Origin of the sequence: Oscillibacter sp., from assembly GCF_032060045.1 — a bacterium.
Taxonomy (GTDB): Bacteria; Bacillota; Clostridia; order Oscillospirales; family Oscillospiraceae; genus Oscillibacter.
Genome location: NZ_DAMBZJ010000024.1, coordinates 47,767 through 49,507, shown reverse-complemented (window position 1 = coordinate 49,507; position 1,741 = coordinate 47,767). Strand labels below are relative to the sequence as shown.

The following is a 1,741-nucleotide window of genomic DNA, read 5'->3' as shown; positions in this document are numbered from 1 at the left end:
CTTGTTGACGGCGGTGATAGACTCCAGATCCAGATGGTTGGTCGGCTGGTCCAGCACCAGCGCGTTGGAGCCGAACAACATGATCCGCGACAACATGCACCGCACTTTTTCGCCGCCGGAAAGGACCTTAACGGGCTTGAACACCTCGTCCCCCGAGAAGAGCATCCGCCCGAGGAAGGATCTCATGAAGGACTCTGTGGTTTCAGATGTGTACTGACCCAGCCACTCTACCAAATTCAAATTGCAATCGTTGAAAAAGGCGGAGTTGTCCAGCGGGAAATAGCTGGTGGAAATGGTGGTGCCCCACTTGAAGCTGCCCTCGTCCGCCTCCAGTTCCTCCATAATGATACGGAACAGGGTGGTTTTCGCCAGCTCGTTTTCACCCACAAAGGCGATTTTATCCCCCTTGTTCACCCGGAAGGACACATCCTTCAAAAGCTGCCGCCCATCGATGGTCTTGTTCAGACCCTCTACCGTCAGAATTTCCTTCCCCGGTTCCCGGTCCAGTGCAAAGCCCACAAAGGGATATCGCCGGGAGGAAGCGGGCATCTCATCCACCGTCAGTTTATCCAGAAGCTTTCGGCGGGAGGTGGCCTGCTTGGATTTGGACTTATTGGCGGAGAAGCGCTGAATAAAGAGCTGAAGCTCTTTAATCTTGTCCTCGTTTTTCCGGTTCTGATCCTTCATCATCTTCTGGACCATCTGGCTGGATTCGTACCAAAATTCGTAGTTACCCACGTACATTCTGATTTTGCCGTAGTCCACGTCTACGATGCTGGTACACACGTTGTTCAGGAAATAGCGGTCATGACTCACTACGATAATCAGGCCCTCGTAGTCCATCAGGAAATTTTCCAGCCATTCGATGGCCTGCAAATCCAGATGGTTCGTGGGTTCGTCCAACAGGATAATGTCCGGCTTTCCAAACAGAGCCTGTGCAAGCAACACCTTCACCTTTTCCTTGGCGGTGAGAGAGGACATCTGGCTATACAGAATGTCGTTGGAAAGACCCAGTCCCTGAATCAGGCGGCTGGCGTCGGATTCCGACTCCCATCCATCCATGTCGGCAAACTCCGCCTCCAGCTCGCTGGCGCGCACGCCGTCCGCATCAGAGAAATCCTCCTTCTCATATAGAGCGTCCTTCTCCTTCATAATGTCATACAGGCGCTGGTTGCCCATGATGACCGTGTCCAGCACAGTGTACTCATCATACTGGAAATGGTCCTGCTTCAAAACGGACATCCGCTGATTGTCGGAGACAAACACGTCGCCGGTGGTGGGCTCCAACTCGCCGGAGAGGATGCGGAGGAAGGTTGTTTTTCCTGCGCCGTTGGCGCCGATGATGCCATAGCAGTTGCCGGAGATGAATTTCAGATTCACGTCCTTGAACAGCGCCTGGCCGCTGAAGTTTAAGCTGACTTCACTGACTGTAATCATTCTTTTTTTCCTTTTTTGTTATTTTCGTATTTCAGCGCGGCAGCAGGCGCGCCAAGGCGCGTCTGCCGCTGCTGCTGTTTCCATATTTAACGGCCGCTTTGGATTCATGGCAGCGCTTAGATTTGGGCCCGGTGGAAGATTTTCTTGCCCTTTTTAATAACCATGCCCTCGCCGGAGAAATCCTCCCGATCGTATGCGTCGGTTACCTCCGCCTTTTTCTCATTCACCATCACGCCGCCCTGCTGCACCAGCCGCCGGGCCTCGCCGTTAGAGGCGCAGAGGCCGCAGGCAGTCAGAAGATTCA

Annotated in this window: 2 protein-coding genes; both read right to left on the bottom strand. The window is 53.5% G+C overall.

Features of this window, described 5'->3' with window-relative positions; genetic code table 11:
* The coding region (locus RT018_RS10800; protein ID WP_312941799.1) for an ABC-F family ATP-binding cassette domain-containing protein at positions 1-1,437 on the bottom strand (1,437 nt) is incomplete at its 3' end.
* A 116-nt stretch (positions 1,438-1,553) separates the two neighbouring features.
* Positions 1,554-1,741 (bottom strand): S4 domain-containing protein (locus tag RT018_RS10795; protein ID WP_312941798.1); only part of this gene is annotated, 188 nt, incomplete at its 5' end.